This is a genomic window from Streptomyces sp. B1I3 (assembly GCF_030816615.1).
In the GTDB taxonomy this organism is placed as follows: Bacteria; Actinomycetota; Actinomycetes; order Streptomycetales; family Streptomycetaceae; genus Streptomyces.
In genome coordinates this window covers 5076324-5102225 of sequence record NZ_JAUSYD010000001.1, presented here as the reverse complement: position 1 = coordinate 5102225, position 25902 = coordinate 5076324, and the positions used below count along the sequence as shown (strand labels likewise).

Sequence of the window (25902 nt, the reverse complement as noted above, 5' to 3'; positions counted from 1 at the left end):
CGCACGTCGAGTTCCCCGGGGCCTGTCGCATCATGAGACACGCACGAACACCGCAAGGAGAACCACCGCACATGCCCAGGCGCCAGGGGTACGCCCTGCTCATCGCCCTCGTGGCGGGTACCGCCGTACTGGCCGCCGCCATGGCGTTCGGTACGGCACTGATCGCCGGAGAGCGGCAGGCCCCGCTCACCGGGACCGAGGCGAACGCGGCAGCCCACAGCCTCGCCGACCCGGCCGACTCCTCCGGCGCCTGGGTCGCCACCTGGACCGCTGCACCGGTCAGCGGCGAACCGAACACCGCGCACGGCTACCCCGGCCGCACCTTCCGCAACATCGTGCACACCAGCGTCGGCGGTGACGCGGCACGCATCACCCTGTCCAACCTCTTCGGTACCACCCCGCTCGTCATCGACCGGGCCAGCGTCGACACCCGCCCTGTGACCTTCCGGGGCCGGCCCACCGTCACCGTGCCCGCGGGCCGGCAGATCGTCAGCGACCCCGTGACCGTCACCGTCGCCCCCGACGCCGACCTCGTCGTGAGCCTGCGCACCCCACGGGCGGGTGGTCCCGTCACCCAGCACCCCGGCAGCCACCGCACGTCCTACCTCGCCGACACCCGCGGGACCTGGTCCACGACCACCTGGCGCCACCTGACGGCCGTCGACGTCCGCAACGCCACCTCACCCGGCGCGATCGTCGTCATCGGCGACTCGCTCACCGCGGGCAGCGGCTCCACCACCGACGCCGACAACCGCTGGCCTGACGTCCTGGCCGACCGCCTGCACCACCGGTACGGAGTCGCCAACCAAGGCATCTCGGGCAACCGCCTGCTGCGTGAGAGCCCCAGCGGCCGGGGCGGCCCCCGGGGGACGCATCGCTTCGAACGCGACGCGCTCTCCGTCGCCGGAGCGAAGACCCTGATCATCGCGCTCGGCATCAACGACGTACAGCTGGCGCCCCAGGAAAGCGACCCGGGGCGCATCGTCGCCGCGCTCCGTGCCCTCACGGAGCGCGCCCACGCCCGTGGGCTGCGGGTCGTCGGGACGACACTGACCCCGTTCCAGGGCTTCCACACCTGGACACCCGCACGCAACGACGTACGCCTCGCCGTCAACAAGCAGATCCGGGCCGGCCGGGTGTTCGACGACTACCTCGACTTCGACCGGACCGTCCGCGACCCCTACGCTCCCGACCGGATCCTGCCCGCCTACGACTCCGGCGACCGGCTCCACTTCAACGACACCGGCTACCGGGCCCTGGGCCGCTCCATCGACCTCGACGCCGTGTCCGGGGCCGCCATGGCGCACATGTTCTGACCGGCGGCCCCGCCTCAGCCGAGCTCCTTGCGCCCCTCACCCGCATCCGGCCGCTCCAGCCGCAACCGGTCCACGCGCCCGGCCTCGCTGAGCCGCTGCCGCTGCGCCTTGCTCCACTTGCGGTCCACACCCACCCCGCCCATCAGGGCGAACCCGGTCACCCGCACCCGCGGGGCGTCCGGGCCGGGCTCGCCCGCGTCCTTCGTCTGCTCGTCGAACCCGCCCATGATCCCGACGCCGTTCACGTGCAGATGGACGTCGGGCGTGACCTTCACCTGCATCCCGCCCATGATCGTGAAGCAGCGGATCACCACCTCGCGGTCCTCGAAGTGCGCCTCGCGCAGGTCGATCTCGCCGCCGCCCCACATCGCGAACGCGGTGAACACCCGCCCCACCGTCCAGCGGCCCCTGCGGCCGAACCCGCCCCAGAAGGCGAACGCCCCGGTCGACGTCGCGGGACCACCGATCCTGCGCGACCAGTCCACGGGCGTGGACACCCCGCGCCCCGGCACGGACGGCAGACCCGCCACCGCCGCACCCGGCACCGGCAGGTCCCTGACGAGCGGCTCCAACTCCCCGTGCGTGCGGGCCTTGTACGTCGCGTCGAGCCGCTGCTCGAACTCGTCCATGTCCAGCCGGCCCTCCGCCACCGCCTCCCGCAGCGTCTCGGCGATCCGCTCACGTTCCGCATCGGAGGCCCGCATGTCCGGACGTTCACCTGTCATACCGCGAACCCTATAGAGCGAGGTTTCACGGGCCTAGGAGGACGCCGCGTACATCTTCGCGATCACGGCCTCGATGTCCGGCTCCCGCACCGACAGGTCCACCAGGGGATAGTCCGCCGCGATCCGCGCCACCAGGCCCGCCGCCGACGCCGACGCCGGGAACGCCAGCCACTGCCGCGGCCCCTCCACCTTCACCACCCGCACCGAGGGCTCCGACGCCAGGTCGATCGGTGGCAGCTCCCGCGCCAGGTCCACCACCAGGGTGCGCTCGCTCTCCCCCACCTCGTGCAACCCGGCGAGCCCTCCGTCGTACACCAGACGGCCGTGGTCGATCACCATCACCCGCCGGCACAACTGCTCGATGTCGGTGAGGTCGTGCGTGGTCAGCAACACCGTCGTGGACCGTTCGGCGTTCAGGTCCCGCAGGAACTCCCGCACCCTGGCCTTGGACACCACGTCGAGCCCGATCGTCGGCTCGTCCAGATAGAGCACCTCCGGATCGTGCAGCAGTGCGGCCGCGATGTCACCCCGCATCCGCTGCCCCAGCGACAACTGCCGCACCGGCGTGTCCAACAACGCGCCCAGGTCGAGGAGTTCGACGCACCGATCCATGTTCTCCCTGAAGCGGCGATCCGGGATCCGGTACATCCGGTGCACCAGCCGGTACGAATCACGCAACGGCAGGTCCCACCAGAGCGTGGTCCGCTGCCCGAACACCACCCCGATGCGGTGCGCAAGCCTCATACGCTCCCGGGAGGGGTCGATGCCCGCCACCCGCAACCGGCCGCCGCTCGGAGTGAGAATGCCCGTCAGCATCTTGATCGTCGTCGACTTGCCCGCCCCGTTCGGGCCGATGTAACCCACCATCTCGCCGCGCGGCACCCGGAAGCTGATGCCGTCCACGGCACGCACCTCGTGCCGCTCCCGCCGCAGGAAACCCGCCCTGCGGCGCACGTCGAAGACCTTCTCGACCCCGTCGAGCTCGATGAAATCCGTGTCGCCCATATCCGCCCCTCAGCTTCCCGTGCTGCGGTACGCCCGCAGCCCCACCCGCCACGCCAGGCCCGCGAGCACCCAGGACGCCCCGGCCACCAACGGCGGCAGGAACGCCACCCACCCCGGCAGCCCCAAGGGGTAGTCCCGGCCCAGCACATACAGCGCCGGCAGCCAGCTCACGAACGCCAGCGGCACCACGAAGGTCACCCCGCGCACCAGGTCCTGCGCGAAGATCGACGGCGGATACTGCAACAGCGTCGTGCCGCCGTACGTGAACGCGTTCTGCACCTCCGAGGCGTCCTGCGCGAAGAACTGGAACGCCGCCCCCACCACGAACACCGCCCCGAAGATCGCCGCCCCGCTCAGCACCATCAGAGGCAGCATCACCACCTTCAGCGGCGTCCACTCCACGTCCAGCGTCACCAGCGCATACCCGAGCACCAGCAGCCCCTGCGTGATCCGCCCGAGCCTGCGCAGCGCGAACCGGTCCGCCGCCACCTGCGCCAGAACCGGTACGGGCCTCACCAGCAACGTGTCGAGCGTCCCGTCACGCACCCGCCGGCCGAGCCGGTCCATCGATCCCAGCACCAGGTCCGACAGCCCGAACGCGGTCGCCGACGCCCCGTACAGCAGCGCGATCTCGGGCAGCGTGAAGCCGCCCAGCGCGTCGACATGCGTGAACATCAGCATGATCGCGAGGAAGTCGAAGGCCGTCGCGACGAAGTTCCCCACCGTCGTCATCACGAACGACGCACGGTAGGCCAACGTCGACCGCAGCCACATCGCCACGATCAGCCCGTACGCCCGGACCCCCTCGACCAGCCGCGACCGGTCGGAGAACGCGGTCCCCTCCGGCCGCCGATCCGCCTCCGCCGCACCCACCCGCACAGCCTCGGTCTCAGCCACCCTGGACCACCACCCTCCTGGTCGCCACCGACTGCAGCAACCGCCCCGCCAGCAACAGCGCAACCGCCCACCCGGCCTGGAAGGCGTACGCCCGCACCAGGTCCCATCCCGTGTGCCTGCCGAGGAACACATCGGCAGGCACCTGCAGGAGCGACGACCACGGCAGGGCCCGCGCCACCTCACCCAGCGCCCCCGGGAAGAGATTGAGCGGCAGCAGCATCCCCGAGAAGAACAGCCCGGCGAGCCACGCCATCTGCATCGCACCCGCCCCGTCCATCAGCCAGAAGGCCGACAGCGCGACGAGGAACCGCACGGCGAAACTGACCACCACGCCCAGCGCCACCGACACCAGGAAGGCCAGCCACCGCCACGGGGAGCCGGGCAGCGCCAGATCGAAGGCCAGCGCCCCCAGCGCCATGGGCACGACCCCACGCCCCAGCAGATGGAACGCGGCCCGGCCGAGGTCTCCGGCCAGCCACCACAGCTGCAGGTCGGCCGGCCGGTACAGATCGACCGCGATGTCCCCCGTACGGATCCGCTCCATGAGCTCGTCCTCGAAACCGCCGCCCATCATGGCGCAGGTCATCAGCAGCGCCTGCCCGAGCCACACGTACGTCAGCGCCTGCGACGTGTCGTACCCGCCGAGCCGCGGACGCTCCTGCCACAGGGCCATGTAGGTGTACGCCATCACGAAACCGAAGACGGTGTTGGTGAACACTCCCGCGGCCGTCGCCACCCGGTACGTGGCGTACCGCCGGAACCCGCCGGCCGCCACCACCGCATAGAGCCGCACCGGTCCCCCTCCCCTCCCGGCCACGCCGGGACCGCCCCACCCGAAGCCGCATGCGGGACCGCATGCGGGTCGGCCCGCCGATCCACGCGCAGGACCAAAGCGAACGAACCTAGCCCACGCCGGACGGCCGCCGCGACCCGATTTCCGCATCGGATCCGGGGGTTAACCGCCCAAAAAGTGCAATATGGGAAAATCACCCGGCGTCGAGGAGCCTCCACCGTCATGAGCCACGAGCCACCGCAGCACAGCTCAGACCCTGGTCAGCAGGGCCCCGAAGGCTGGGTCCCCCGGGACCCCTCGGCCGCGCCCCCCACCCCGGAGCCTCCGGGCGAGGACGGCGTGCCCGAGAAGAAGGGGCGCACGAAACGCCCCAAGCGAACCGGCTGGCGCCGGGCGGTCCCCACCTGGCGGATGGTCCTCGGCGGCGTCCTCCTTCTGGCCCTGCTCCTCGTCGGCGGATTCGTCGCCGGCTACCAGCTCATCGACATCCCCGCCGCCAACGCCACCGCGACCGCCCAGGCCAACGTCTACCTGTACGAGGACGGGAAGAACGTCATCGCCCGGGACGGCGAGATCAACCGCGAGAAGGTCCCACTGGGCCGCATCCCCCGCACCATCCAGCACGCGGTCCTCGCCGCCGAGGACCGCGACTTCTACTCCGAGGACGCCATCGACATCAAGGCGACCATCCGCGCCGGCTGGAACACCCTCACCGGCAAGGGACGCCAGGGCGGCTCCACCATCACCCAGCAGTACGTCAAGAACTACTACCTCGGCCAGGAACAGACCGTCGTCCGCAAGGCGAAGGAGTTCTTCATCTCGATCAAGCTCGACCGGGAACAGAGCAAGGACGACATCCTCGAGGGCTACCTCAACACCAGCTACTTCGGCCGCAACGCCTACGGCATCCAGGCCGCCGCCCACGCCTACTACGGCAAGGACGTCGAGGACCTCGACGCCGGCGAGGGCGCCTACCTCGCCTCCCTGCTCAACTCCCCCAGCAACTACGACGTCGTCTCCCACCCGGAGAACAAGAAGGCCGTGCTCGCCCGCTGGGACTACGTACTGGACGGCATGGTCAAGCAGGACTGGCTCACCCGCTCCGCACGCAAGGCCATGACCTTCCCCGTCCCCGACGAGGCCAAGCCCGCCACCGCCCTCTCCGGCCAGCGCGGCTACATCGTCCGGGCCGTCGAGGCCTACCTCGCCGACAACAAGATCATCGACGGCAGGACCCTGGCCACCGGCGGCTACCGCATCACCACCACCCTCCACAAGGACAAGCAGGACGCCCTCGTCGAAGCCGTCGAGGACAACGTCCTGTCCAAGACCAGCGACGACCGCGAGGCCGACCGCAACGTCCGCGCCGGCGGCGCCTCCATCGACCCCGCCACCGGCCACGTCGTCGCCCTCTACGGGGGCGTCGACTACACCAGGCAGTACGTCAACAACGCCACCCGCCGCGACTACCAGGTCGGCTCCACCTTCAAGCCCTTCGTCCTCGCCGCCGCCCTCGCCAACGGCTCCACCACCCAGGGCGGCCGTGCCATCACCCCCAACACCCGCTACGACGGCACCAACGAACGCACCGTCCAGAGCGCCACCGGCTCCACCGGGTACTCCCCGGCCAACGAGGACGACGTCGACTACGGCTCCATCACCGTCCGCGAAGCCACCGACAAATCCGTCAACGCCGTCTACGCCCAGATGGCCCAGGACATCGGCCCCGCCGAGGTCAAGGACACCGCGATCGCCCTCGGCATCCCCCGGGACACCCCCGACCTCACCGCCACCCCCTCGATCGCCCTCGGCCCCGCCACCGCCAGCGTCGTCGACATGGCCTCCGCCTACGCCACCCTCGCCGACCACGGCAGACAGCGGCCCCACACCCTCGTCGCGAAGATCAGCAAGAACGGCACCGCCCTCGAACTCCCCGCCAGGACCACCCGCCAGGCCGTCAGCCGCGAAGCCGCCGACACCACCACCTCCGTCCTGCTGAGCGTGGTCAAGGGCGGCACCGGAACCGCCGCCCAGGCGGCGGGCCGGCCCGCCGCCGGCAAGACGGGCACCGCCGAGGAGGACCGCGCGGCCTGGTTCGCCGGCTACACCCCCGACCTCGCCACCGTCATCGCCGTCATGGGGCAGGACCCCGACACCGGTGTCCAGAAACCGCTCTACGGAGCCCTCGGCCTCGCCCGGATGAACGGCGGCGGCGCCCCCGCCCAGACGTGGGGCGCCTACACCCGCGCGGCACTGGAAGACAGCGAGGTACAGGGCTTCGAGCTGGAGGCCGACGAAGGCCCCGAGGAGCCGGAGCCGGACGAATCCGGGGCCTCGGAGGGGCCCGGGGACACCGAAGAGGCCGAAGGCGGCGACACCGACTCCCCCGCCGGGCGACGGTCAGGCGACCGCACCACCAGGCCCACCAAGGCCCCCACCATCGAGCACCCGCCCGGGGCCACTCCCGGCCCCCCGGCCGGCGGAGCACCCGCCACCCCGACCCCGAAAGGCCGGGGCACCGTCTCCGCGACCCCTGCGGCGCCGGCGGCGCCCGCCCCGAGGGGCCGGGAAACCGACCCGGGAGGCCGGGAAGCCGCCCCCACCCGGAGCACCGCCGCCCCCCGCCACTGAGCGGGGCGTCAGTGCCCGGACGTCGCCTTCAACCCCACCACGGCCACCAGCAGCAGACAGACGAAGAAGATCCGGGCCGCCGTCACCGGCTCGTGCAGCACCACCATGCCCAGTACCGCCGCGCCCGCCGCACCGATCCCGACCCACACCCCGTACGCCGTGCCGATCGGCAGCGTCTTCGCCGCCTGCGACAGCAGCACCATGCTGGCTACGATCCCGAGCCCGGTGAACACACTCGGCCACAGCCGGGTGAACCCCTCGGTGTACTTCATCCCGATCGACCAGGCCACTTCCAGCAGACCGGCGACCAACAGCAGAACCCACGCCACGACGGCACCTCCACGACGGAACACGCGAACAACACGGGTGCGTCGTCTTTGCGGAAACCCGGTACGGCGCGTCTCGTCGGGGTCCCCCACCGTAGCAAAAAACAGCGAAAGGCCTGGTGACAACGGTCACCAGGCCCACCGTCAGCCGCTGAGTCGGCCTCTCCTACAGGTACAGGCCCGTCGAGTCCACGGACCCCTCGAACCGGTCCGCCGCCACCGCGTGCAGATCGCGCTCCCGCATCAGCACGTAGGCCACGCCCCGCACCTCGACCTCCGCGCGGTCCTCGGGGTCGTACAGCACCCGGTCACCCGGCTCGACCGTCCGCACGTTCTGACCCACCGCGACCACCGCGGCCCACGCCAGACGCCGGCCGACCGCAGCCGTCGCCGGAATCAGAATGCCGCCGCCCGACCGCCGCTCACCCTCCGGCGTATCGGACCGGACCAGCACACGGTCGTGCAGCATGCGGATGGGCAGCTTGTCGTCGGGGTTCTGGCTCACGCCGTTGTCGCTCACGCCCGAAAATCTACCTGCCCACGCCCCACCCCACGCCCCCGGGCAGCCGGGGACAGGGCCTCAGCGCTTCCTGCTCCGCACCGACACCGTCAGCAGCGCCACCGCTCCCGCGACCACCAGCGCCGCGGGGATCACCCGCTCCAGGCGCGGCGAACCGTCCTCCGACACGAACTGCGCCCTCACGTCCGACACCGTCCGGTTCACCGCCACGAACGCACGCCCGGCCGTCCGGTCCACCGTCGAGGCCACCCTGGCCTTCGCGTCACCGATCATCGTCTTCGGGTGCATCCGCACCCCGATCTCGTCCAGCACCACGGCAAGCTGCTCGCGCCTGCTGATGATGTCCGCCTCGATCTGCGCAGGGGTCCTGGTATCCGACACTGCGCCGCCTCCGTGGTCGTCGTCGGGTAAACCTTCATCGACAGTCTGTCAGCTCGGCCGCCCCAACACCCGGCGGCACCCCCTATTACGCTCGGTCCCACACAGTCCGTGTGCCACTCGAGGAGAGACATGAGCGAGCGACTCCAGGCCGGCGACACCGCCCCCGCCTTCACCCTTCCGGACGCCGACGGCAACGAGGTGTCGCTCGCGGACCGCAAGGGCCGCAAGGTCATCGTCTACTTCTACCCCGCGGCACTTACCCCTGGTTGCACCAAGCAGGCCTGCGACTTCACCGACAACCTCGCGCTCCTCGCCGGCGCCGGATACGACGTCATCGGCGTGTCCCCCGACAAGCCGGAGAAGCTCGCGAAGTTCCGCGAGAAGGAGGACCTCAAGGTCACCCTGGTCGGCGACCCCTCCAAGGAGACGCTGGAGGCCTACGGCGCGTACGGGGAGAAGAAGCTCTACGGCAAAGTGGTGACAGGGGTCATCCGGTCCACGATCGTGGTCGACGAAGAGGGCAAGGTGGAGCGGGCCCTCTACAACGTCAAGGCGACCGGGCACGTAGCGAAGATCATCAAGGATCTCGGCATCTGAGACCGACCGGGCGCGCCATGGCCGGAAACATGCGACCGGTGTGATCGACGTCCCAATCGCCCATCGATTCGGTTTGCGCACGCCATGACGGCGCAGAAGCCTTTCCTGGAACTCCCGTCGAGGAAAGGAACCGGCCATGGCGGCCTCCGACCCCCAACAGGCGGCCGACCCGGACGCGGTCAAACGGCATCCTGCGCTCTTCCGTGCCATCAGGAAGCGGCAGAACCCCCGGCTCCGTCGGACGGACATCACGATCACCGACGACCAGGCGGTCAAGCGCGCGGTGAGGGCGGCCTCGCTCGGTAACGCCATGGAATGGTTCGACTTCGGTATCTACTCCTACCTGGCCGTCACCATCGGGCACGTCTTCTTCCCGTCGGGCAACGACACCACCCAGCTCCTCTCCTCGTTCGCGACCTTCGCCGTGGCCTTCCTCGTACGGCCACTCGGGGGAATGTTCTTCGGGCCCATGGGCGACAAGATCGGCCGGAAGAAGGTCCTCGCCCTCACCATGATCCTCATGGCGATCGGCACCTTCGCGATCGGCCTGATCCCCTCCCACGGCACGATCGGCGTCTGGGCCGCGGTCCTGCTCATCTTCTTCCGTATGCTGCAGGGCTTCTCCACCGGCGGTGAGTACGGCGGCGCCTCCACCTTCATCGCCGAGTACGCCCCCGACAAGCGCCGCGGCTTCTTCGGCAGCTTCCTCGAGTTCGGCACCCTCGCCGGATACGTCGGTGCCGCGGGGCTCGTCACCCTCCTGTACGCCCTGCTCGACACCGGCCAGATGGAGTCCTGGGGCTGGCGCATCCCGTTCCTCGTCGCCGGTCCCCTCGGCCTGGTCGGCCTCTACCTGCGACTGCGCCTGGACGAGACCCCCGCCTTCCAGAAGCTGGAGGGCGGCACCACCCACGCCACCGAGGCCGCCGACCACGTCGAGTCCACCGCCAAGGGCGACCTCGCCAAGATCTTCCGGCAGTACTGGCCGACGCTGCTCCTGTGCATCGCCCTGGTCGGCGCGTACAACATCGCCGACTACATGCTGCTGTCGTACATGCCCACGTACCTCTCCGACGAGCTCGGCTACAGCGAGACCCACGGTCTGCTCATCCTGCTCGCCGTCATGGTCTTCCTGATGCTGGTCATCAGCCGGTTCGGCAAGCTCTCCGACCGGTTCGGCCGCAAGCCGCTGCTGATGGCCGGGATGCTCGGCTTCCTGTTCCTGTCCCTGCCGGCCTTCCTCCTGATCCGCCAGGGCAGCATCCCGGCGATCACCGTCGGCATGCTGATGCTGGGCCTCTCGCTGGTCTGCATGCTGGGCACGATGTCCGCCGCCCTGCCCGCACTGTTCCCGACGAACGTCCGCTACGGATCCCTGTCGGTCGGCTACAACCTCTCGGCCTCGATCTTCGGCGGCACGACCCCGCTCGTGATCACGGCCCTGATCAGCTGGTCCGGCTCGAACCTCATGCCGGCGTACTACGCGATGGCGGCGGCCCTGGTCGGCGTGATCGCGGTGGCCTGCATGAAGGAGACCGCCAACAAGCCCCTCGCCGGCTCCCCGCCCTCGGTGGAGACGGAAGAAGAAGCAGCGGAACTGGTCCACGCCCAGAGCCCCGACCCGAAGTTCTGACACACCCCGCACGCCAGGGCCCGTACCGCTTTCCCCCGACGCGGTACGGGCCCTTCCGCATCTCATCGCATTGTGGACGAGACCATCCGATAAGCGGTTCGTTGCTCCGTACGAGGCCGCGAACGCGCGGCCGGATGCGGAGGCAGGACGTCCGAGGTGTACGACCCAGCGAGGCTCGCACCGGCTGTGGCAGCGGCGAGCAACTGGACGGACCTCATGCGGCGTTCGGGCTTGAAGAAGAGTGGCGGGAGACACCGCGTCCTCAAGGGCAAGGTCGCGGAGCTCGGTCTCGACACAGGCCACTTCAAGCAGCGGAGCCCATGGCGTAAGTATCCCGACGCAGCCATCGCCGCTGCTGCGACATCGTCGTCATCGCTGCGCGAGGTCGTCCTCGAGCTGGGTGCGACACCGGCGACCGGCACGCTGTCGCACATCGCCCGCCGCATTGCGGCTGCAGGGATCGACGTCAGCCACTTCCCTGCCGCAACCGAGTCGAGCCGAGACGGTAACGACTTAGCCTCTTCCTACCGGCCACCGCTGTCCTTGTAGACTGCCGCTACACGCGCGAGTGCTGGAATTGGCAAGACAGGCTGGTTTTAGGTACCAGTGCCCTAGTGGCGTGAGGGTTCGAGTCCCTCCTCGCGTACATCACGGAAGGCTCAGCCCGCCCCGTGCGCGCTGAGCCTTCGGCGTGTCAGCGGACCTCAGCCCACCAGCTCCCGCACCACCGGCACCAGAGCCCTGAACGCCTTGCCGCGGTGGCTGATCGCGTTCTTCTCCGCCGGGGTGAGTTCCGCGCAGGTCCGGGTCTCGTCGTCCGGCTGGAGGATCGGGTCGTAGCCGAAGCCGTGGGTGCCCGCGGGGGTGTGGCGCAGGGTGCCGGTGAGGCGGCCCTCGACGACGCGTTCCGTGCCGTCGGGGAGGGCGAGGGCCGCGGCGCAGGCGAAGTAGGCCCCGCGGTGGGGGTCGGCGATGTCACCGAGCTGGGCCAGGAGCAGGTCCAGGTTGGCCCGGTCGTCGCCGTGGGTGCCGGACCAGCGGGCCGAGAAGATGCCGGGGGCGCCGCCGAGTACGTCGACACAGAGGCCGGAGTCGTCGGCGATGGCCGGGTGGCCGGTGGCGCGCGCCAGGGCGTGGGCCTTGAGGAGGGCGTTCTCGGCGAAGGTGACGCCGGTCTCCTTGACGTCGGGGATCTCGGGGTACGCGTCCGCGCCGACGAGTTCGTGGGTGAGACCTGCGTCGGCGAGGATCGCGTGGAGTTCGGTGATTTTCCCGGCGTTGCGGGTGGCGAGGATCAGGCGGGTCATGCGTCGATTATCGCCGGGATCACGGTGTGCAGATCTTGCCGATCTCGGTGGCGGCGTCGGTGACCGGGGCGATGTCGGGGGTGGCGTCGCCCTTCTCGATGGAGGCGCGGACGCTGGTGACGCCTGCCTGGAGGTCGTCGACGGCCTTGCCGAGGTCGGCGTCGTCCGTGGTGTCGCCGAGGTCCTTGAGCTCCTTGTCGATCTGGTCCAGGGCCTCGGAGGCCTGCGTCGGGTCGTTGGAGGCGTTGGATATCGCCTGCTGGAGGTTGTCGACGCTGGTGGCGATGGCGTCGGCGGTGCGGACGCAGTCCAGGGCCTTGTCGACGGCTCCACAGCCGGCCGCTGCGGTGAGCGTCAGCAGGGTGGCCGTGACGGCGAGTGCGGTGCGGTGGTGGCGGCGCGAGGCCATGGTGCGGTCCCTCCCCGGGGGTGGATACGTGGACGGACGCACGGTTCGACCCGTGCGTCCGTACGCGTAACGACGCTCTGCGGTGCTTATTTGGTTGCTTCTTTACCCGCTCTACTCGCCGAGCGTACGGGCGAGCGCCTCGTTCTGGAGGGCCGTCAGGTCGGCGCAGCCGGCGGTGGCGAGGTCGAGCAGCGCGCCCAGTTCCGTGCGGTCGAAGGGCTGGGCCTCGGCGGTGCCCTGGACCTCGACGAAGCGGCCGTCACCGGTGCAGACGACGTTCATGTCGGTCTCGGCGCGGACGTCCTCCTCGTAGCAGAGGTCGAGGAGGGGGGTGCCGTCGACGATGCCGACGCTGATCGCGGCGACGGTGCCGGTGAGGGGCTTGCGTCCGTGCTTGACGATCTTCTTGCCCTGGGCCCAGGCGATGGCGTCGGCAAGGGCGACGTAGGCGCCGGTGATGGCCGCGGTGCGGGTGCCGCCGTCGGCCTGGAGGACGTCGCAGTCCAGGACGATGGTGTTCTCGCCGAGGGCCTTGTAGTCGATGACGGCGCGCAGGGAACGGCCGATGAGGCGGCTGATCTCGTGGGTGCGGCCGCCGATCTTGCCGCGTACGGCCTCGCGGTCGCCGCGGGTGTTGGTGGAGCGGGGCAGCATGGAGTATTCGGCGGTGACCCAGCCTTCGCCGCTGCCCTTGCGCCAGCGCGGGACGCCTTCGGTGACGGAGGCGGTGCAGAAGACCTTGGTGTCGCCGAAGGAGACGAGTACGGAGCCTTCGGCGTGCTTGCTCCATCCGCGTTCGATGGTGACGGGGCGGAGCTGTTCGGGGGTGCGGCCGTCGATACGAGACATGGCGCCGAGCCTATCGGCTGGCGGGAGTGGCTCCGTTCGGGTGCACTTCCGGCCCCGGCGCGGGGTCCCCGGCCGTGTGCGGGGCCGCGTGCCGCAGGCCCCGCTCCGGGCCGGTGGGGACGGCGGGAGCGGGGCCTGCGGTGCGGTGCGGGACCGCGGTGGGCCGGCCGGGGTCAGCCGGTCACATCATGTCTTCGATGTCGGCGGCGATGGGGTCGGCGTCGGTCCCGATGACGACCTGGATCGCGGTGCCCATCTTGACGACGCCGTGGGCGCCGGCGGCCTTGAGTGCGGCTTCGTCGACCTTGCTGGGGTCGTGGACCTCGGTACGGAGGCGGGTGATGCAGCCTTCGATCTCGTCGATGTTGTCGATACCGCCGAGCCCGGCGACGATCTTCTCAGCCTTGCTGGCCATGTCCTTCTCCTGGTCTGTGCGTGCGTGGGCGGCCCACCGTGGGTCCGTTTCGTCACGGTAACGCACGGTTGGCCCAACTTCACGGGCGGGTAACCGCGCAGTCCCCAATGATGACGATCACCGGCGCCCTGCCTTGCAGCGGGCTCCGCACCGTATCGCAACTGGTCTACACCAGTTTGCAACGCCCGCCAAACCTGGCGTGTTCCGGGAGGATGCCGATGAGCTCGAGCGCGGCTGCAGCACCGCAGCGCAAGTGGTGGAACGGGCCGGTCCAAGGCTTGCAGAAGGTCGGGCGCAGCCTGCAGCTGCCGGTGGCCGTCCTGCCGGCGGCGGGTCTGCTGGTCAGCCTCGGCAATCTCTTCGACTCCTCTCTCCACGGCGCCTTCTGGGACAAGTTCGCCAAGGTCCTCCTGAACGGCGGGACGGCGATCCTCGACGGCGAAGTCGGCCTCCCCCTGCTCTTCTGCATCGGTGTGGCGATCGGATTCGCGAAGAAGGCCGACGGCTCGACGGCGCTCGCCGCGGTCGTCGGTTTCCTCGTCTACCGGGGCGTGCTGGCCGCGTTCCCCGTCGACAACACGGTCACCGAGGCCACGCCCGACGGCGTACCGCAGAATCCGGGGGTCCTGGGCGGCATCATCATCGGTCTGCTCACGGCCGTCATCTGGCAGCGGTACCACCGCACGAAGCTGGTCGACTGGCTCGGGTTCTTCAACGGGCGCCGGCTCGTACCGATTCTGATGGCGTTCCTCTGCGTGATCCTGGGCGTGCTGTTCGGCCTCCTGTGGCAGCCGGTGGGTGACGCGCTCACGTGGTTCGCCAAGCAGTTGATCGATCTCGGCGCCTGGGGCGCGGCGATCTTCGGGTTCGCGAACCGGTTGCTGATCCCGATCGGCATGCACCAGTTCCTGAACACGTTCTTCTGGTTCCAGGCGGGCGAGTTCACGGGCAGTGACGGCGGCACCGTGCAGGGCGACATCTCCCGCTTCTTCGCGGGCGACCCCTCGGCGGGCCAGTTCACCTCGGGCTTCTTCCCGATCATGATGTTCGGCCTGCCGGCCGCGGCCCTGGCCATCGCCCACACCGCGCGGCCGGAGCGGCGCAAGGAGGTGTCCGGGCTGATGCTGTCCGTGGCACTGACGTCGTTCGTCACGGGCGTGACGGAGCCGCTGGAGTTCTCGTTCCTCTTCGTCGCGCCACTGCTGTACGGGGTGCACGCGATCCTCACCGGTGTGTCGATGGGGGTGACCTGGGCGTTCGGCGTGCATGCGGGGTTCAGCTTCTCGGCCGGGCTGATCGACTACGTCGTCAACTGGCATCTGGATACGAAACCGTGGCTGATCATCCCGATCGGACTGTGTTTCGCGGTCGTCTACTACGCGATCTTCCGGTTCGCGATCACCAAGTTCAATCTCCAGACCCCCGGGCGGGAGCCTCCGGAGGAGGAGGAGAAGGTGGAGGAGGACATGACGAAGTAGGCTTCCTACCCTGCACGAAGACCCCCGGGCCTGACGGTCCGGGGGTCTTCGCCGTGTCACCCAGGGTGCCGGTGGAACTACACGGCAAATGGGAGAGAATCGCAGGTTCCTTATTTAACCCTCACCGTGCTAAAACTGGTCTACACCACTGAGTGGTCCAGACCACGCGGCCGTCCCCCGCCGCGTTCCTCGAGTCGTCGCCCTCCAGAATCCTGTCCCCGGCGGCGCCTTGCCTACTGGAGGAAGTTGATGAGTACGGACACCGCTCCGGCCGCGCCCGCGAAGAAGCGGGGCGCCGGTGTGTTCCAGGGCCTGCAGAAGGTGGGTCGCAGCCTGCAGCTGCCGATCGCCGTGCTGCCGGCAGCGGGCATTCTGCTCCGCCTCGGCCAGCCCGATGTCTTCGGGGCCGAGGGCCTGGGCTGGGGCAAGGTCGCCACGGTCTTCGCGACCGCCGGTGACGCGGTCTTCGCCAACCTGCCGCTGCTGTTCTGCGTCGGTATAGCCATCGGCTTCGCCAAGAAGGCCGACGGCTCCACCGCGCTCGCCGCCCTGGTCGGCTTCCTGGTCTACAAGAACGTGCTGACTGCGTTCCCGACCTCCGACGCCGTCGTCAACACCACGGCCAACAAGGGTGTCGACGTCGCTGCGACGTACAACGACCCCAAGGTCTTCGGCGGCATCATCATGGGCCTCCTGGCCGCCGTCATATGGCAGCGCTACCACCGCACCAAGCTGGTGGACTGGCTCGGCTTCTTCAACGGCCGCCGTCTCGTCCCGATCATCATGGCCTTCGTCGGCACCATCATGGGTGTTCTCTTCGGTCTGGTCTGGGAGCCGATCGGTGACCTCATCACCAACTTCGGTGAGTGGATGACCGGTCTGGGCGCTGTCGGCGCCGGCGTCTTCGGTGTCGTCAACCGTGCCCTGCTGCCGGTCGGCATGCATCAGTTCGTCAACACGGTGGCCTGGCAGGAGATCGGTTCCTTCAAGGACTCCGCCGGTGGCATGTGGCACGGCGACCTGCCGCGCTTCTTCCACGGTGACCCCACGGCCGGTCAGTTCATGTCCGGCTTCTTCCCGATCATGATGTTCGCGCTGCCCGCCGCCGCCCTGGCGATCACGCACTGTGCCCGCCCCGAACGCCGCAAGGCCGTGGGCGGCATGATGATGTCCCTGGCGCTGACCTCGTTCGTCACCGGCATCACGGAGCCGATCGAGTTCGCGTTCATGTTCATCGCGCCGCTGCTGTACGTGATCCACGCGGTGCTGACCGCCGTGTCGATGGCCGTCACGTGGGGCCTGGGCGTGCACCACGGCTTCAGCTTCTCCGCCGGTGCGATCGACTACTTCCTGAACTGGAACCTCGCGACCAAGCCCTGGATGATCATCCCGATCGGTCTGGTCTTCGCGGTGATCTACTACGTGGTCTTCCGCTTCGCCATCACGAAGTTCAACCTCACCACTCCGGGCCGTGAGCCCGAGGAAGAGGTCGAGGACCTCACCAAGGCGTAAGCCCTGGACGGCCTCACGAAGCCCCCACCTCCCGCGAAGGGACGGTGGGGGCTTTGTCGTACGCCGTACGTCGTGTCCGGGGCCCCTAGACCTCGTACACCGCGCCGGGCACCGCCAGCTCGACCGGGCCGTCGTAGACCTCGCGGGCGTCGGCGAGATTGCGTTCGGCGTCCGTCCACGGCGGGATGTGGGTGAGGACCAGGCGTCCCGCTCCGGCGCGTGCGGCGTACTCGCCTGCTTCGCGGCCGTTGAGGTGGAGGTCGGGGATGTCTTCCTTGCCATGGACGAACGAGGCCTCGCAGAGGAACAGGTCGGCGTCCTCGGCGAGTTCGGCCAGGCCTTCGCAGGTGCCGGTGTCGCCGGAGTAGATGAGGGTGCGCCCGTTGTGCTCGACCCTGATGCCGAAGGTGTCGACGGGGTGGCGGAGCTTCTCCGTACGGACCGAGAAGGGGCCGATGTCGAACGATCCGGACTTCAGCGTGTGGAAGTCGAAGACCTCGCCCATCGCGTGGTCGGACGGGGTGTCGGCGTGCGCGGTGGTCAGCCGCTGCTCGGTGCCCTCGGGGCCGTACACGGGGATGGCGGCGGGGCGCCCGCCGTCGAAGCGGTAGTACCGGACGACGAAGTACGCGCACATGTCGATGCAGTGATCGGCATGGAGGTGGCTGAGGAAGATGGCGTCGAGGTCGTAGAGACCGACATGGCGCTGCAGCTCGCCCAGGGCGCCGTTGCCCATGTCGAGGAGCAGCCGGAAGCCGTCGGCCTCTACGAGGTAGCTCGAGCATGCCGAACCCGCGGACGGGAAGGAGCCGGAGCAGCCGACGACGGTGAGCTTCATGGAGCGTGAACCTCCGAGACGTGGGAACGGGGAGGGTTCGTGCGGTCCGTCGAGCGTAAGGCGCGAAACCACGGGTCGCTCCTCCACGGCCTGCCGTTGTGGGGGAACTCACCTGTGCTGTCACCGGTTCGATGGAAGCCCCGGGGGGACGGGGGCACAGGTACGGTCGGGTGATGAACACGTGGTGGTGGGTGGCGTCGGCCGCCGTCGTCCTGCTGGCTCTCGTCGCTACGGTCTCCGACGGGTGGGGGCGGGGCGGGCGCGGGCCGCGGAGACCGGGCGGGCGGACCCGTCCGCCGGGGCGCGGGCCGGGCCGGGCGCCGGAGCGGGTACGGGCGCGGCCGCACGGTGAGCCGCGGCCCGGGGAGATCTGGTGGGCGGACGTGCCGTTCGAGGACGGGCCCGGGTCCAAGGACCGGCCGTGTCTCGTGCTGTCGGTGCGGGGCGGCACGGCGGTCGTCGCCAAGATCACCAGCAGGTCCCATGAGGAGCGGCCCGGGGTGATCGCACTGCCGCCGGGGGCCGTGGGGGACGCGCGCGGGCGGCAGAGTTTCCTGGAGACGGACGAGCTGCGGGACGTGGCGATGTCGGGGTTCCGCCGGAAGGCGGGCGAGGTGGAGGCGTCCGTGTGGGAGCGGGTGCGGGAGCTGGGGTAGGGCTCCGCTCTCCCTCGCGCACCACGCCGGGACGGCGGATCACGCGGGGACGACCGGTGCGGCCCGGGACGGCGGATCACTCAGGGACCGCGGACCACACCGGGACGGCCCGGGACGACGGATCACCGGAGCAGCGGCACGGGGGGAACAGCGGTGCGGGGCGGACCGGGATGATCCGGTCCGCCCCGCACCGTGGGACGACGACGTGCCCTCAGGCCCAGAGCTGGCCGTGCAGCGTTTCGATGGCGGCTTCTGTGGTGGGGGCGGTGTAGACGCCCGTCGACAGGTACTTCCAGCCTCCGTCGGCGACGACGAAGGCGATGTCGGCCGGCTCGCCCGCCTTGACGGCCTTGTTGCCGACGCCGATCGCCGCATGCAGTGCGGCGCCGGTGGACACACCCGCGAAGATGCCCTCCTGCTGGAGGAGTTCGCGGGTTCGGGTGACCGCGTCGGCGGACCCGACGGAGAAGCGGGTGGTGAGGACCGACGCGTCGTAGAGCTCGGGGACGAAGCCCTCGTCGAGGTTGCGCAGGCCGTAGACGAGGTCGTCGTAGCGGGGTTCGGCCGCGACGATCCTGACGTCCGGCTTGTGCTCCCGCAGGTAGCGGCCGACGCCCATGAGGGTGCCGGTGGTGCCGAGGCCCGCCACGAAGTGCGTGATGGACGGGAGGTCGGCGAGGATCTCCGGGCCGGTGGTCGCGTAGTGGGCGCCGGCGTTGTCCGGGTTGCCGTACTGGTACAGCATCACCCAGTCGGGATGCTCGGCGGAGAGCTCCTTGGCCACGCGTACGGCGGTGTTGGAGCCGCCCGCGGCCGGGGAGGAGATGATCTCGGCGCCCCACATGGCGAGCAGGTCGCGCCGTTCCTGCGAGGTGTTCTCCGGCATGACGCACACGATGCGGTAGCCCTTGAGCTTGGCCGCCATGGCGAGGGAGATGCCGGTGTTGCCGCTGGTCGGCTCCAGGATGGTGCAGCCGGGGGTGAGGCGGCCGTCCTTCTCCGCCTGCTCGACCATGTGGAGCGCGGGGCGGTCCTTGATCGAGCCGGTGGGGTTGCGGTCCTCGAGCTTGGCCCAGATGCGGACGTCCTCGGACGGGGACAGCCGCGGAAGGCGGACCAGGGGCGTGTTGCCCACGGCCTCCAGCGGGGAGTCGTACCGCATCAGCGCATGCCGCCGGCGACGGCCGGGAGGATGGTGACGTTGTCGCCGTCGGCGAGCTTGGTGGAGATGCCGTCGAGGAAGCGGACGTCCTCGTCGTTCAGGTAGACGTTCACGAAGCGGCGGAGCTTGTCACCGTCGACGATGCGCTCACGGATGCCGTTGTGGCGGCTCTCCAGATCGGCGAAGAGGTCGGCAAGGGTCTCCCCGCTGCCTTCGACCGCCTTGGCGCCGTCGGTGTAGGTGCGGAGGATGGTCGGGATGCGGACCTCGATGGCCATGGCGTGGGCTCCTGTCGAAAGCGTGGAGGTGGCGGGGCGCGCGTTCGTGGCCCCCGCGCGAGGGGTGGTGCGTACGTGAGGGCGCTCGGGCCCGGCTCAGACCGTGCGGTTCACGGGCATGCGGCAGCGGGACACATCGCGCTGGAGAGCCTGCACAGGTCGACGTGCAGCCGCGCGACGAGCAGCATGCCCGGCGTCTTGTCGCTCACGTCATGGGGAACCATGCGCTCATCGTATCGATTCCCTGCCCGGAACCCGGAGTGTGATCCCACATGATGGACGGTGAGCGTTCACCAGGCGGACAACCGGCGGGGGCGGAACGGATCGCCCCGCCCCCGTGGGTCAGGCGGCGGAGGGGTAGGCCTCCACGACCTCGACGTTCTCCTCCGTGATCGCACCGTCCACGATGCGGTACGAGCGGAACTGGAAGGGGCCCGCCTCATCGGTGTCCGCCGTGGAGACCAGCACGTAGTGGGCGCCCGGCTCGTTGGCGTACGAGACGTCGGTGCGGGACGGGTAGGCCTCGGTCGCCGTGTGGGAGTGGTAGATGATCACCGGCTCCTCGTCACGGTCGTCCATCTCGCGGTAGAGCTTCAGCAGGTCGGTCGAGTCGAACTCGTAGAACGTGGGCGAGCGTGCGGCGTTGAGCATCGGGATGAAGCGTTCGGCGCGGCCCGTTCCGGCCGGGCCCGCGACCACTCCGCACGCCTCGTCGGGGTGGTCGGCGCGGGAGTGCGCGACGATCTGGTCGTAGAGCGCCTGGGTGATGGTCAGCATGGCGCCAGGATAGACAGACGGGCCCTCCCGTACCGAGGGGTGGTACGGAAGGGCCCGGATGCCGGACACGGCCGTTGGGGCGGCCGGGGTCCGAGGGTGCCGTCGCGCGGGTCAGCGCTTGGCGAAGGAGGTGTTCTCGGGGTTGCGGGCCTTGAGGACGAGGTAGGAGACGCCGAGGATGAGCCCCCACAGCGGTGCGCAGTACAGCGAGATCCGGGCGTCCTTGTCGACGGCCATCATGACGATGACCAGGCCGATGAACGCCAGCGCGAACCAGCTGCTGTAGGGGGCGCCGGGCGCCCTGAAGGTCGACTGGGGCAGCTCGCCGCGGTCGGCCTTGGCGCGGTAGCGGATCTGGCAGACGAGGATCATGATCCAGGCCCACATGCCGGAGATGGTGGCGAAGGAGACGACGTAGTTGAAGGCGTCACCGGGCCACTGGTAGTTGATCCACACGCCGACGAGCATCAGGGCGGCGGAGAACGTGGTGCCGATCAGCGGCAGGCCGTTCCTGGTGAGCTTGGTGAACGCCTTGGGTCCCTGGCCGTTGAGTGCGAGGTCGCGCAGCATCCGGCCGGTGGAGTACATGCCGGAGTTGCAGGAGGAGAGCGCGGCGGTCAGGACGACGAAGTTGACGATCGCGGCGCCGATGCCGAGGCCCATCTCCTCGAACGCGGCGACGAACGGCGAGACGCCCGGCTGGAACGAGCTCCACGGGACCACGGAGAGGATCATGATGAGCGCCCCGACGTAGAAGACGGCGATACGCCACGGCACGGTGTTGATGGCCTTGGGCAGGACGGTCTTGGGATCCTTGGACTCGCCCGCGGTGACACCGACCAGCTCGACGGCGAGGAAGGCGAACATCACGATCTGGAGGGTCATCAGCGTGCCGCTGATGCCTTCGGGGAAGAAGCCGCCGTCGTTCCACAGGTTGGCGACGGTCGCGGTGTCACCGGCGTCGGAGAAGCCGAGCGTGAGCACTCCGGCACAGATGAGGATCATGCCGAGGATCGCGGTGACCTTGACCATCGAGAACCAGAATTCGAGCTCACCGAAGAGCTTGACCGAGATCAGGTTCGCCCCGTAGAGGATGACGGTGAACACCAGCGCGGACAGCCATTGCGGGATATCCCACCAGTACGTCATATAGGTTGCCGCGGCGGTGACTTCGGTGATTCCGGTGACGACCCAGAACAGCCAGTACGTCCAGCCGGTCACGAATCCGAAGAAGGGGCCGAGGAACTCGCGCGCGTACTCCGAGAAGGAGCCGGACACGGGGCGGTACATGAGCAGTTCGCCCAGGGCGCGCATGATGAAGAAGATGACCAGGCCCGCGATGGCGTACGCCAGGATGAGGCTGGGCCCGGCCCGGTCGATGGCTTTGCCCGCACCGAGGAAGAGCCCGGTGCCGATGGCGCCGCCGATCGCGATCATCTGGATCTGCCGAGCTCCCAGGCCACGCTGGTAGCCCTCACCCGCCGTGCCGGCTTCCGCGGCCTTCGGGCCGTCCGCCTGTCCGTTGTCGACCTGCGCCGATGTCATGGTGATGCGCCTTTCTCCACGCCGATCCGCGCCGTCATAGGCGTCGGATCAGGTCCTGATCCCCCCGGATATGGATGGAGTGCCGCCGGCGTTCGGCCGGCTTGTAGCGCCCCCGGGGACAGGGGTGGCGTCCCCGGGCGGTCGTGAAGATTTATCACGTGTACCCGGATGGTCCACCGGACATTATGTGGCGCACGCCACAGGAAAAAGCGGACAAGAGTTTCCAGCCGCTGCAAAGAAGGCCGTTCAGGTGACGGGATCGTTATTCGGATTTGAGCATCCGTTGAGCGAACGGCCCGGTCGCTATGGCATCAGCGTTTCGACAAGCGTTTCCTGGAGTGCGCCGAGCCAGAGATAGGCCATCACCATCGGCTTGCGCGGATCGCTGTCGGGGAGGCGGTAGAGGGAGCCGTCCTGGCCCTCGTCCTCGTCGGAGACCTCGAGGCGGGTGCCGATGGTGAGACGGAGGTCGTTGAGGGACCCCAGCCAGTTGCGGCACTCGCCGGCGGTGAGGGTGAGCACCGCGCCGCCCTCTCCGACGGGTCCGAGCGCGTCCAGGGTCCGCACGACCACGAGGGCGTCCTCGCGCTTGCGGGCGCGCAGGTCGTTCTCCGTGAAGCGGCGGAACTCCGCCGACGCCTCGCGCAGTTCCTTGTCCCCGTCCCCGTACCCCTCGGGTTTCCCGTACGCCTCGGGGAAGAGCCGCGCGAGCGCGGGATCGGCGGGCGGCTCGCTCGGCCCTTCGGCGAACAGTGCGGCGAGGGGGTCCTCGCCGTCGGCGGGTTCGTCACCGGGTCCGATGAGTTCGAGCAGCTGGACGGCGAGGGAGCGCAGGATGGCGATCTCGACCTCGTCGAGCGCGACGGCCGCGCCGCCGCCGGGGGTGGCCTCGAAGTGGCCGGCCATGAATTCTCCGATGGTGGGTCGGACGGAGGGGCAGCGGTTGAGTCAGTTGCGGTCCTGGGTCAGCGTGGCCCAGAGGCCGTAGCCGTGCATGGCCTGGACGTCGCGCTCCATCTCCTCACGGCTTCCGCTGGAGACGACGGCGCGGCCCTTCTGATGGACGTCGAGCATCAGCTTGTGGGCCTTGTCCTTGGAGTAGCCGAAGTAGGCCTGGAAGACATACGTCACGTAACTCATCAGGTTGACCGGATCGTTGTGCACCAGCGTCACCCAGGGGACATCGGGCTCGGGGACGACGAAGGTCTCCTCGGCCGATTCGGGACGTTCGATCTCTACGGGGGCAGCGACGCTCACATGCCCATGCTGCCACCAGGAAGGGGGCTACGCACAAACGAAGCCCCCATCTCGTCAGTTTGACGAATAGGGAGTAGCATCCCCGGCATGAACTCAGCGGACCTTGGGCGACGGGTCGGTGTGCCGTCGACCGCGCTCTTCACCGACCAGTACGAGCTCACGATGGTGCAGGCCGCACTGAAGGCCGGCACCGCGGACCGGCGCTCCGTCTTCGAGGCCTTCACCCGGCGACTGCCCGAGGGGCGGCGCTACGGGGTGGTCGCGGGCACCGGCCGGGTGCTGGACGCGGTGGAGAACTTCCACTTCGACGACGAGATGCTCGCCTTCCTGCGCGACCAGCGCATCGTCGACGCGGCCACGATCGACTGGCTGGCCGACTACCGCTTCGGCGGCGACATCTGGGGTTACCCGGAGGGCGAGGTGTACTTCCCGGGCTCGCCGCTCCTGCGGGTCGAGGGCTCCTTCGCCGAGTGCGTGCTGCTGGAGACCGTGATCCTGTCGATCCTCAACCACGACTCCGCGATCGCCGCCGCGGCCTCCCGGATGTCGGCCGCGGCGAGCGGACGCCGGCTGATCGAGATGGGGGCGCGGCGCACCCACGAGCTGTCGGCGGTGGCCTCCGCCCGCGCCGCGTACGTCGGCGGCTTCCACACCACCTCGGACCTGGCGGCCGGCTTCCGGTACAACATCCCGACCGTCGGGACGAGCGCCCACGCCTTCACGCTGCTGCACGACAGCGAGCGGGACGCGTTCAGGGCGCAGGTGGACTCGCTGGGCCGGGGCACGTCGCTGCTGGTCGACACGTACGACGTGACCGAGGCCGTCCGTACGGCCGTGGAGATCGCCGGGCCGGAGCTCGGCGCCGTACGGATCGACTCGGGCGACCTGCTGCTGGTCGCGCACCGGGTGCGGCAGCAGCTGGACGAGCTGGGTGCCACGGAGACGAAGATCGTGGTGACGTCGGACCTGGACGAGTACGCGATCGCCTCGCTGGCCGCCGCGCCGGTCGACGCCTACGGGGTGGGCACGCAGCTGGTCACCGGGAGCGGGCACCCGACGTGTTCGATGGTCTACAAGCTGGTCGCGCGTGCGGGGTCCGCCGATCCCGCCGATCCGCTGGTGCCGGTCGTGAAGAAGTCGCTCGGCGCGAAGTCGTCCCGGGGCGGCCGCAAGTGGGCGGCGCGCCGGCTGGACGAGTACGGGGTGGCCGAGGCCGAGGTGATCGGCACCGGTGACCTACCGGCGGAGCCGGTCGGCAGGCAGCTCCAGGTGGAGCTGGTCAGGGGCGGCGAGGTGATCGCCCGGGAGCCGCTGGAGGCGGCGCGCGAGCGGCACATCGCGGCCCGGTCGGGGCTGCCGATGTCGGCGATGCAGCTGTCGCGGGGCGAGCCGGTGATCCCCACGGAGTACGTCTGAGAGGGCGGGGGTGTCACGGGCGCGCACACCCGACGGGTGTGCCCCCTCCCGCAGACCCCACCGAGTCTCTAGGCTCGATGGCATCCTCACCCGTCCCCCGTGACCGCCTCCCCCGCTCCCCCGCATCCCAGCTCCCCGCTCTCCTGCTCCCCCGTATCCCAGCTCCCCCGCCGAACGTCCGAGCCGAACCCCCACCGAAGGACACCCGTCATGCATCGCGCCTTGATCGTCGTCGACGTTCAGAACGACTTCTGCGAGGGCGGCAGCCTCGCGGTGGCGGGCGGCGCCGATGTCGCCGCCGCCATCACCGACCTGATCGGCGAGGCACAGCCCGGCTACCGCCATGTGGTGGCCACCCGTGACCACCACATCGACCCGGGTGACCACTTCTCCGCCACGCCGGACTTCGAGCACTCCTGGCCGGTGCACTGCGTCGCCGGTACCGAGGGGGTCGGCTTCCACCCGAACTTCGCTCCGGCGGTCGCCTCCGGCGCCATCGACACCGTCTTCGACAAGGGGGCGTACGCCGCCGCGTACAGCGGCTTCGAGGGTGTCGACGAGAACGGGACCGGGCTCGCCGAGTGGCTGCGCGAGCGGTCCGTGACGGAGGTCGACGTCGTCGGTATCGCCACGGACCACTGCGTGCGCGCCACCGCCCTGGACGCGGCCCGTGAGGGCTTCACGACGCATGTGCTGCTGGACCTGACCGCCGGCGTGGCCGAGGGGACGACGGAGCGGGCCCTGGAAGAGCTGCGTACGGCGGGTGTGGAGCTGTCCGGGAAGCCGGTCGTCTGACCCGGCTTCCGGCGGCCCTCAGGCGGCCGGCCGGGCCGGCCCCGCGTATCCGGCGGGGCCCAGCAGGGCCCGGATCGGGTGCCAGAGCTCCTGGTGCCGGAGCTCCTGGCCGGTCTGGGGCGCCGTGCGCCACAGCAGCCCGTCCGGGTGGTGCAGGACCGCCGTGATCTCGTCGGGGGTGGGCGGCTGGGCGTTGCCCCTGAGGTAGACGGCGCGCAGCCCGAGGTTGCGCAGCCGGGTCAGGGCGCGCGCCCGGTTGACCGCGTGGACCAGCACGCGTACCGGGGCCCCCGGCCCGGCTCCGTCGGCCGGCCCGTTCAGGGCGAGCGCCACCACCACCGTGCCGTTGGGCAATCTGCAGAAACCGCCGCCTGCCATGCTTCG

At 69.7% G+C, this 25902-nt stretch carries 30 protein-coding genes, 1 tRNA gene and 1 riboswitch; of the genes, 11 read left to right on the top strand and 20 right to left on the bottom strand.

Annotated elements, in window-relative coordinates; translation table 11 throughout:
- Positions 1-71: 71 nt before the first annotated feature.
- Positions 72-1316: an SGNH/GDSL hydrolase family protein gene (locus QFZ58_RS23305; RefSeq protein ID WP_307126845.1), complete on the top strand. Its 1245-nt coding sequence runs from the start codon at positions 72-74 to the stop codon at positions 1314-1316.
- 14 nt (positions 1317-1330) lie between these two features.
- Here the strand turns inward: QFZ58_RS23305 and QFZ58_RS23300 are convergent, their stop codons facing one another.
- Genes QFZ58_RS23300 through QFZ58_RS23285 form a run of 4 tightly spaced genes read right to left on the bottom strand, consistent with a single transcriptional unit; the run spans position 1331 to position 4736 of the window.
- Positions 1331-2020, bottom strand: coding sequence for a DUF1707 domain-containing protein (locus QFZ58_RS23300; protein ID WP_307128965.1), 690 nt, complete (start codon positions 2018-2020; stop codon positions 1331-1333).
- 54 nt (positions 2021-2074) lie between these two features.
- Positions 2075-3046, bottom strand: coding sequence for an ATP-binding cassette domain-containing protein (locus tag QFZ58_RS23295; RefSeq protein WP_307126844.1), 972 nt, complete (start codon positions 3044-3046; stop codon positions 2075-2077).
- A 9-nt stretch (positions 3047-3055) separates the two neighbouring features.
- The gene (locus tag QFZ58_RS23290) at positions 3056-3943 is read right to left on the bottom strand and encodes an ABC transporter permease (protein WP_307126843.1); all 888 of its coding nucleotides are present in this window, start codon (positions 3941-3943) and stop codon (positions 3056-3058) included.
- Positions 3936-4736: an ABC-2 family transporter protein gene (locus QFZ58_RS23285; RefSeq protein ID WP_307126842.1), complete on the bottom strand. Its 801-nt coding sequence runs from the start codon at positions 4734-4736 to the stop codon at positions 3936-3938. The genes QFZ58_RS23290 and QFZ58_RS23285 overlap by 8 nt, the downstream gene beginning before the upstream one ends.
- Positions 4737-4958: 222 nt before the next feature.
- Between QFZ58_RS23285 and QFZ58_RS23280 the strand changes: the two genes are divergently transcribed.
- Positions 4959-7367: a transglycosylase domain-containing protein gene (locus QFZ58_RS23280; protein ID WP_307126841.1), complete on the top strand. Its 2409-nt coding sequence runs from the start codon at positions 4959-4961 to the stop codon at positions 7365-7367.
- Positions 7368-7375: 8 nt separating this feature from the next.
- On the opposite strand, the gene QFZ58_RS23275 is transcribed toward QFZ58_RS23280, so the two are convergent.
- From QFZ58_RS23275 to QFZ58_RS23265, 3 genes are all read right to left on the bottom strand, one after another.
- The gene (locus QFZ58_RS23275) at positions 7376-7696 is read right to left on the bottom strand and encodes a multidrug efflux SMR transporter (RefSeq protein WP_307126840.1); all 321 of its coding nucleotides are present in this window, start codon (positions 7694-7696) and stop codon (positions 7376-7378) included.
- Positions 7697-7732: 36 nt separating this feature from the next.
- Positions 7733-7802: riboswitch (guanidine-III (ykkC-III) riboswitch) on the bottom strand.
- Positions 7803-7859: 57 nt separating this feature from the next.
- Positions 7860-8198 (bottom strand): co-chaperone GroES, encoded by a 339-nt coding sequence (locus QFZ58_RS23270; protein ID WP_307128964.1) that lies wholly within the window; start codon positions 8196-8198, stop codon positions 7860-7862.
- A 75-nt stretch (positions 8199-8273) separates the two neighbouring features.
- A complete protein-coding gene (locus QFZ58_RS23265) occupies positions 8274-8594 on the bottom strand; it encodes a DUF3618 domain-containing protein (protein WP_307126839.1) in 321 nt (106 codons plus the stop codon).
- 129 nt (positions 8595-8723) lie between these two features.
- On the opposite strand from QFZ58_RS23265, the gene bcp reads away from it, so the two are divergent.
- From bcp to QFZ58_RS23245, 4 genes are all read left to right on the top strand, one after another.
- Entirely contained in the window at positions 8724-9191 is a 468-nt protein-coding gene (bcp, locus tag QFZ58_RS23260; RefSeq protein ID WP_307126838.1) for a thioredoxin-dependent thiol peroxidase, read from the top strand.
- Between the two features lie 136 nt (positions 9192-9327).
- The gene (gene proP / locus QFZ58_RS23255) at positions 9328-10824 is read left to right on the top strand and encodes a glycine betaine/L-proline transporter ProP (protein ID WP_307126837.1); all 1497 of its coding nucleotides are present in this window, start codon (positions 9328-9330) and stop codon (positions 10822-10824) included.
- Between the two features lie 156 nt (positions 10825-10980).
- Positions 10981-11373 carry a hypothetical protein gene (locus QFZ58_RS23250; RefSeq protein WP_307126836.1) on the top strand — a complete coding sequence of 131 codons (393 nt, stop codon included), beginning with the start codon at positions 10981-10983 and terminating at the stop codon, positions 11371-11373.
- 13 nt (positions 11374-11386) lie between these two features.
- Positions 11387-11470 (top strand) — tRNA-Leu (locus QFZ58_RS23245).
- Positions 11471-11528: 58 nt separating this feature from the next.
- On the opposite strand, the gene rdgB is transcribed toward QFZ58_RS23245, so the two are convergent.
- The 4 genes from rdgB to QFZ58_RS23225 form a co-directional block, all read right to left on the bottom strand.
- Positions 11529-12131: an RdgB/HAM1 family non-canonical purine NTP pyrophosphatase gene (gene rdgB, locus QFZ58_RS23240; RefSeq protein WP_307126835.1), complete on the bottom strand. Its 603-nt coding sequence runs from the start codon at positions 12129-12131 to the stop codon at positions 11529-11531.
- 19 nt (positions 12132-12150) lie between these two features.
- Complete coding sequence (locus QFZ58_RS23235; RefSeq protein ID WP_307126834.1) at positions 12151-12540, bottom strand: hypothetical protein; 390 nt, start codon at positions 12538-12540, stop codon at positions 12151-12153.
- A gap of 111 nt (positions 12541-12651) precedes the next feature.
- Positions 12652-13389, bottom strand: a complete 738-nt coding sequence (rph, locus tag QFZ58_RS23230) for a ribonuclease PH (RefSeq protein WP_307126833.1) — start codon at positions 13387-13389, stop codon at positions 12652-12654.
- Between the two features lie 181 nt (positions 13390-13570).
- Complete coding sequence (locus QFZ58_RS23225; RefSeq protein WP_014046255.1) at positions 13571-13804, bottom strand: glucose PTS transporter subunit EIIB; 234 nt, start codon at positions 13802-13804, stop codon at positions 13571-13573.
- A 218-nt stretch (positions 13805-14022) separates the two neighbouring features.
- Between QFZ58_RS23225 and QFZ58_RS23220 the strand changes: the two genes are divergently transcribed.
- Both QFZ58_RS23220 and QFZ58_RS23215 read left to right on the top strand, forming a co-directional pair.
- Positions 14023-15282: a PTS transporter subunit EIIC gene (locus QFZ58_RS23220; RefSeq protein ID WP_307126832.1), complete on the top strand. Its 1260-nt coding sequence runs from the start codon at positions 14023-14025 to the stop codon at positions 15280-15282.
- 249 nt (positions 15283-15531) lie between these two features.
- Positions 15532-16794 (top strand): PTS transporter subunit EIIC, encoded by a 1263-nt coding sequence (locus QFZ58_RS23215; protein ID WP_307126831.1) that lies wholly within the window; start codon positions 15532-15534, stop codon positions 16792-16794.
- An 85-nt stretch (positions 16795-16879) separates the two neighbouring features.
- Here the strand turns inward: QFZ58_RS23215 and QFZ58_RS23210 are convergent, their stop codons facing one another.
- Positions 16880-17632 carry an MBL fold metallo-hydrolase gene (locus QFZ58_RS23210; protein ID WP_307126830.1) on the bottom strand — a complete coding sequence of 251 codons (753 nt, stop codon included), beginning with the start codon at positions 17630-17632 and terminating at the stop codon, positions 16880-16882.
- 173 nt (positions 17633-17805) lie between these two features.
- Here QFZ58_RS23210 and QFZ58_RS23205 point away from each other — a divergent pair, with 173 nt between their 5' ends.
- Positions 17806-18288 carry a type II toxin-antitoxin system PemK/MazF family toxin gene (locus QFZ58_RS23205; RefSeq protein WP_307126829.1) on the top strand — a complete coding sequence of 161 codons (483 nt, stop codon included), beginning with the start codon at positions 17806-17808 and terminating at the stop codon, positions 18286-18288.
- A gap of 211 nt (positions 18289-18499) precedes the next feature.
- Here the strand turns inward: QFZ58_RS23205 and QFZ58_RS23200 are convergent, their stop codons facing one another.
- From QFZ58_RS23200 to clpS, 7 genes are all read right to left on the bottom strand, one after another.
- On the bottom strand, positions 18500-19450 hold the full coding sequence (locus QFZ58_RS23200) for a PLP-dependent cysteine synthase family protein (protein ID WP_307126828.1): 951 nt from the start codon (positions 19448-19450) through the stop codon (positions 18500-18502).
- On the bottom strand, positions 19450-19728 hold the full coding sequence (locus QFZ58_RS23195) for a MoaD/ThiS family protein (protein WP_307126827.1): 279 nt from the start codon (positions 19726-19728) through the stop codon (positions 19450-19452). Before QFZ58_RS23195 ends, QFZ58_RS23200 begins: the two co-directional genes overlap by 1 nt.
- 110 nt (positions 19729-19838) lie before the next feature.
- Positions 19839-19952, bottom strand: coding sequence for a putative leader peptide (locus tag QFZ58_RS34525; protein WP_015577357.1), 114 nt, complete (start codon positions 19950-19952; stop codon positions 19839-19841).
- A 118-nt stretch (positions 19953-20070) separates the two neighbouring features.
- Positions 20071-20505: a M67 family metallopeptidase gene (locus QFZ58_RS23190; protein ID WP_307126826.1), complete on the bottom strand. Its 435-nt coding sequence runs from the start codon at positions 20503-20505 to the stop codon at positions 20071-20073.
- A gap of 111 nt (positions 20506-20616) precedes the next feature.
- A complete protein-coding gene (locus QFZ58_RS23185; RefSeq protein WP_307126825.1) occupies positions 20617-22050 on the bottom strand; it encodes an amino acid permease in 1434 nt (477 codons plus the stop codon).
- Positions 22051-22353: 303 nt separating this feature from the next.
- A complete protein-coding gene (locus QFZ58_RS23180; RefSeq protein ID WP_307126824.1) occupies positions 22354-22956 on the bottom strand; it encodes a DUF2017 domain-containing protein in 603 nt (200 codons plus the stop codon).
- Between the two features lie 42 nt (positions 22957-22998).
- Positions 22999-23307 carry an ATP-dependent Clp protease adapter ClpS gene (clpS, locus tag QFZ58_RS23175; protein WP_307126823.1) on the bottom strand — a complete coding sequence of 103 codons (309 nt, stop codon included), beginning with the start codon at positions 23305-23307 and terminating at the stop codon, positions 22999-23001.
- An 87-nt stretch (positions 23308-23394) separates the two neighbouring features.
- Between clpS and QFZ58_RS23170 the strand changes: the two genes are divergently transcribed.
- Positions 23395-24723 carry a nicotinate phosphoribosyltransferase gene (locus QFZ58_RS23170; RefSeq protein WP_307126822.1) on the top strand — a complete coding sequence of 443 codons (1329 nt, stop codon included), beginning with the start codon at positions 23395-23397 and terminating at the stop codon, positions 24721-24723.
- Positions 24724-24933: 210 nt separating this feature from the next.
- Entirely contained in the window at positions 24934-25518 is a 585-nt protein-coding gene (locus QFZ58_RS23165; protein ID WP_307126821.1) for an isochorismatase family protein, read from the top strand.
- 18 nt (positions 25519-25536) lie between these two features.
- Here the strand turns inward: QFZ58_RS23165 and QFZ58_RS23160 are convergent, their stop codons facing one another.
- Positions 25537-25896 (bottom strand): hypothetical protein, encoded by a 360-nt coding sequence (locus tag QFZ58_RS23160; protein WP_307126820.1) that lies wholly within the window; start codon positions 25894-25896, stop codon positions 25537-25539.
- Between the last annotated feature and the right edge of the window lie 6 nt (positions 25897-25902).

Bases quoted from the DNA above. Each gene is read 5' to 3' on its own strand.
- QFZ58_RS23305 (WP_307126845.1), top strand. From the start codon at position 72: ATGCCCAGGCGCCAGGGGTACGCCCTGCTCATCGCCCTCGTGGCGGGT.
- QFZ58_RS23300 (WP_307128965.1), bottom strand. From the start codon at position 2,020: ATGCGGGCCTCCGATGCGGAACGTGAGCGGATCGCCGAGACGCTGCGG.
- QFZ58_RS23295 (WP_307126844.1), bottom strand. From the start codon at position 3,046: ATGGGCGACACGGATTTCATCGAGCTCGACGGGGTCGAGAAGGTCTTC.
- QFZ58_RS23280 (WP_307126841.1), top strand. From the start codon at position 4,959: ATGAGCCACGAGCCACCGCAGCACAGCTCAGACCCTGGTCAGCAGGGC.
- bcp (WP_307126838.1), top strand. From the start codon at position 8,724: ATGAGCGAGCGACTCCAGGCCGGCGACACCGCCCCCGCCTTCACCCTT.
- proP (WP_307126837.1), top strand. From the start codon at position 9,328: ATGGCGGCCTCCGACCCCCAACAGGCGGCCGACCCGGACGCGGTCAAA.
- rdgB (WP_307126835.1), bottom strand. From the start codon at position 12,131: ATGACCCGCCTGATCCTCGCCACCCGCAACGCCGGGAAAATCACCGAA.
- QFZ58_RS23235 (WP_307126834.1), bottom strand. From the start codon at position 12,540: ATGGCCTCGCGCCGCCACCACCGCACCGCACTCGCCGTCACGGCCACC.
- rph (WP_307126833.1), bottom strand. From the start codon at position 13,389: ATGTCTCGTATCGACGGCCGCACCCCCGAACAGCTCCGCCCCGTCACC.
- QFZ58_RS23225 (WP_014046255.1), bottom strand. From the start codon at position 13,804: ATGGCCAGCAAGGCTGAGAAGATCGTCGCCGGGCTCGGCGGTATCGAC.
- QFZ58_RS23220 (WP_307126832.1), top strand. From the start codon at position 14,023: ATGAGCTCGAGCGCGGCTGCAGCACCGCAGCGCAAGTGGTGGAACGGG.
- QFZ58_RS23215 (WP_307126831.1), top strand. From the start codon at position 15,532: ATGAGTACGGACACCGCTCCGGCCGCGCCCGCGAAGAAGCGGGGCGCC.
- QFZ58_RS23210 (WP_307126830.1), bottom strand. From the start codon at position 17,632: ATGAAGCTCACCGTCGTCGGCTGCTCCGGCTCCTTCCCGTCCGCGGGT.
- QFZ58_RS23205 (WP_307126829.1), top strand. From the start codon at position 17,806: ATGAACACGTGGTGGTGGGTGGCGTCGGCCGCCGTCGTCCTGCTGGCT.
- QFZ58_RS23200 (WP_307126828.1), bottom strand. From the start codon at position 19,450: ATGCGGTACGACTCCCCGCTGGAGGCCGTGGGCAACACGCCCCTGGTC.
- QFZ58_RS23195 (WP_307126827.1), bottom strand. From the start codon at position 19,728: ATGGCCATCGAGGTCCGCATCCCGACCATCCTCCGCACCTACACCGAC.
- QFZ58_RS34525 (WP_015577357.1), bottom strand. From the start codon at position 19,952: ATGGTTCCCCATGACGTGAGCGACAAGACGCCGGGCATGCTGCTCGTC.
- QFZ58_RS23190 (WP_307126826.1), bottom strand. From the start codon at position 20,505: ATGCTGACCATCACCCAGGCGCTCTACGACCAGATCGTCGCGCACTCC.
- QFZ58_RS23185 (WP_307126825.1), bottom strand. From the start codon at position 22,050: ATGACATCGGCGCAGGTCGACAACGGACAGGCGGACGGCCCGAAGGCC.
- QFZ58_RS23180 (WP_307126824.1), bottom strand. From the start codon at position 22,956: ATGGCCGGCCACTTCGAGGCCACCCCCGGCGGCGGCGCGGCCGTCGCG.
- QFZ58_RS23170 (WP_307126822.1), top strand. From the start codon at position 23,395: ATGAACTCAGCGGACCTTGGGCGACGGGTCGGTGTGCCGTCGACCGCG.
- QFZ58_RS23165 (WP_307126821.1), top strand. From the start codon at position 24,934: ATGCATCGCGCCTTGATCGTCGTCGACGTTCAGAACGACTTCTGCGAG.
- QFZ58_RS23160 (WP_307126820.1), bottom strand. From the start codon at position 25,896: ATGGCAGGCGGCGGTTTCTGCAGATTGCCCAACGGCACGGTGGTGGTG.